The sequence below is a fragment of the Streptomyces deserti genome, assembly GCF_054782695.1.
The window spans coordinates 1-3752 of the sequence record NZ_BAAGRZ010000090.1 but is presented as its reverse complement, the minus strand read 5'-3'; the positions used below and the strand labels follow the sequence as shown (position 1 = coordinate 3752).

General features: G+C 71.4%; 1 protein-coding gene. It reads left to right on the top strand.

The window, feature by feature from the left end; translation table 11 throughout:
* Positions 1 to 3752: type I polyketide synthase (locus ACYVMZ_RS39180; RefSeq protein WP_461088067.1), on the top strand; the 3752-nt coding region annotated here is incomplete at both ends.

Here is a 3752-nt window from a genome sequence, read left to right as displayed (position 1 = left end):
GGTGCAGGCGCTCGGTGACGCCGGGATCGGGGCCCGGCTGTGGGCGGTGTCCAGTGGAGCGGTGTCCACGGGCCGCAGTGACGGTCTCCGCAGCCCCCTTCAGGCGCAGGTGTGGGGCCTGGGACGAGTGGCCGCACTGGAATACCCCGACCGCTGGGGCGGATTCATCGACCTGCCGGAGGCGGCGGACGGGCGCGCGGCGTCTCGTTTCGCCGGGATCCTCGCGGGAGCGGGTGACGAGGACCAGCTCGCGGTGCGCGGCTCAGGTGTGTTCGTACGGCGTCTCGTGCACGCTCCGCTGGAGGCGGCCGGTACGGAACGGCTGGAGTGGTCGACGCGGGGGACCGCGCTGATCACGGGTGGTACGGGTGCCATCGGCGGGCATGTGGCGCGCTGGCTGGCACGCAACGGTGCCGAGCATCTGGTCCTCACCAGCCGTCGTGGTCCGGACGCGCCCGGAGCGGCCGAACTGAAGGCGGAACTCGAGGAGTTGGACGTCCAGGTCACCATCGCCGCGTGTGATGTGGCCGACCGGGACGCGGTGGCGGGGCTGCTGGAGCGGCTCGCCGAGGACGGCCACACCCTGCGGTCCGTGTTCCACACCGCGGGCGTGAGCCCCGCCTGCGCGGTGGCCGAGATGACCCCGGCCGACATCGCCGAGGTGTTCGGCGCCAAGACGGCGGGTGCGGCCCTGCTGGACGAGCTGCTGGACGGCGTCGACCTGGACGCGTTCGTGTTGTTCTCCTCCAACGCCGGTGTGTGGGGGAGCGGTGCGCAGGGCGCCTACGCCGCTGCCAACGCCTATCTCGACGCCGTGGCCGAGGCCAGGTGCGCCCGTGGCCTGGTGGCGACGTCCGTCGCCTGGGGCGCGTGGGCCGGCAGCGGCATGGCCGCCGCCGCTGATGCCGAGGAGCACCTGCGGCGCCGGGGCGTGCGGCCGATGGCTCCGGAGCTGGCGGTGCTGGCGCTGGCGCAGGCGGTGGCGCACGACGAGACGTTCCTCGCCGTGGCCGATGTCGACTGGGAGCGGTTCATACCGGCGTTCACCTCGCAGCGGCCCAGTGCGCTGCTGGGAGAACTGCCCGAGGTGGCACGGGCACTGGCCGCGCAGGGTCCGTCCGACGGCGAGACGGCCTCGGGCCCGGGGGAGGGCTCACCATGGGCAGAGCGACTCGCCGGGCTGTCGACGGTGGAGCAGGAGCGCGTGGTTCTGGACCTGGTGCGAGGCCAGGCGGCCGCCGTGCTGGGCTATGCGGACGCGGAGGCCGTGGAGCCGTCCCGGGCGTTCCGTGAGCTGGGCTTCGACTCGCTGACCGCGGTGGAGGTCCGCAACCGGCTGGCGGCGGTGACGGGGCTGCGGCTGCCGACCACGCTGGTCTTCGACTACCCGAACGCCAAGGTTCTCGCGGCTCATCTGCGTGAACGCTTCCTGGGCACGGGCAGTTCGGCGACCGGCGCGGCCGCGTCGTCCTCGGCGGCGGTGCCGGTGTCGGTGCCGGTACGCGACGACGAGCCCATCGCCATCGTCTCGATGAGCTGCCGCTACCCCGGCGGCGTCACCAGCCCCGAACAGCTCTGGAAGCTGGTGGCCCAAGGCTCGGACGCCATCTCCGACCTCCCCACGGACCGCGGCTGGGACACCGACGCGCTGTTCGCGTCCGCGACCAGCCACACCCCCGAGGCGACCTTCGCCGCACAGGGCGGATTCCTCTACGACGTGGCCGAGTTCGACGCGGGACTCTTCGGCATCTCGCCGCGCGAGGCCCTGGCCATGGACCCGCAGCAGCGGCTGCTCCTGGAGACCTCCTGGGAACTGTTCGAACGCGCGGGCATCGCACCGTCAGCGCTGCACGGCAGCCGGGCCGGCGTCTTCGTCGGCGCCTGCGCACAGGGGTGGTCGGCCGGACTCGCCCATGAATCAGAGGGCGTCGAGGGCTACCTCATGACCGGCGACGCCACGAGCGTCATCTCGGGCCGCCTCTCCTACGCCTTCGGCCTGGAAGGCCCCGCGGTGACGGTCGACACCGCCTGCTCGTCGTCCCTGGTCGCCCTCCATCTCGCCGTTCAGGCGCTGCGCCAGGGTGAGTGTGACATGGCGCTGGCGGGTGGCGTGACGGTGATGATCACCCCGTCTGCCTTCCTTGAGTTCAGTCGGCAGCGGGGCCTGGCGGCGGACGGGCGGTGCAAGCCGTTCGCGGAGGCTGCGGACGGCACCGGGTGGGGTGAGGGTGTCGGTCTGCTGTTGCTGGAGCGGTTGTCGGATGCCCGGCGGAACGGGCACGAGGTGCTGGCGGTGGTGCGGGGTTCGGCCGTCAATCAGGACGGTGCGAGCAACGGGCTCACGGCGCCGAACGGTCCGTCGCAGCAGCGGGTGATTCGGGCTGCGTTGGCGAGTGCCGGGCTCGTGCCGGGTGATGTGGATGCGGTGGAGGCGCACGGTACGGGCACGACGCTCGGGGATCCGATCGAGGCGCAGGCGCTGATCGCCATGTACGGGCAGGAGCGGCCCGAGGACCGGCCGCTGTGGCTCGGCTCGATCAAGTCGAACATCGGTCATACACAGTCGGCCGCGGGTGTGGCCGGTGTGATCAAGATGGTGATGGCGATGCGGCACGGTGTGTTGCCGCGGACGTTGCATGTGGATGCGCCGAGTTCGCATGTGGACTGGTCGGCGGGCGCTGTGGAGCTGCTGACCGAGGCGCGGGAGTGGCCGGAGCGGGACGGCGGTGTGCCGCGTCGGGCGGGTGTGTCGTCCTTCGGTGTGAGCGGTACGAACGCGCATGTGATCGTGGAGCAGGCGCCGGTTGAGGATGACTCTGCGGAGTCGGTGCCGGTGCCGGTGGGTGTGGTGCCGTGGCTGGTGTCGGCTCGTAGTGCGGAGGCGCTGCGTGCTCAGGCGGAGCGGCTGCGTGAGCACCTGGTGATGCACTCCGACCTGGACGTTGCCGATGTGGGTTGGTCGCTGCTGTCGGGCCGCTCTGCGTTGGAGCATCGGGCGGTGGTGCTGGGGCGTCAGCAGGGGGACTTCCTGGACGGTCTGGAGGGGCTGGCTTCCGGCGCGCCTGGTGTGGTGACTGGTGTGGTCGCTGAGGGGCGCCTTGCTGTGGTCTTCACCGGGCAGGGCAGTCAGCGGCTGGGGATGGGCCGGGAGTTGTATGAGGTGTTCCCGGTGTTCCCGGTGTTCGCGGATGCGCTGGATGAGGTGTGCGCGCATCTGGATCCGCTGCTGGATCGCCCGCTGCGGGAGGTGATGTTCGGCACCGAGGCGGACGTCCTGGAGCAGACCGGTTTTGCGCAGCCGGCGCTGTTCGCGATCGAGGTCGCCTTGTTCCGGCTGGCGGAGTCGTTCGGGCTGCGGCCGGAGATCGTGGGCGGTCACTCGATCGGCGAGTTGGTGGCGGCGTATGTGGCTGGGGTGTGGTCGTTGGAGGATGCGGCCCGGCTGGTGGCGGCGCGGGGCCGGTTGATGCAGGCCCTGCCGGAAGGCGGCGCCATGCTCGCGGTGCAGGCAGCGGAGGGGGATGTCCTGCCGCTGCTGGAGGGTCACACCGACCGGGTGGGTGTCGCCGCCGTCAACGGCCCGTCCCAAGTGGTGCTGTCCGGGGATCGATCTGTCCTGGAGGACCTGGCAGGTGTCTTCACCGAGCAGGGCCGCAAGACGCGCTGGCTGCGGGTTTCGCACGCGTTCCACTCGCCGCTGATGGAGCCCATGCTCGACGACTTCCGCCGAGTCGCGCAGGACCTGGAGTATC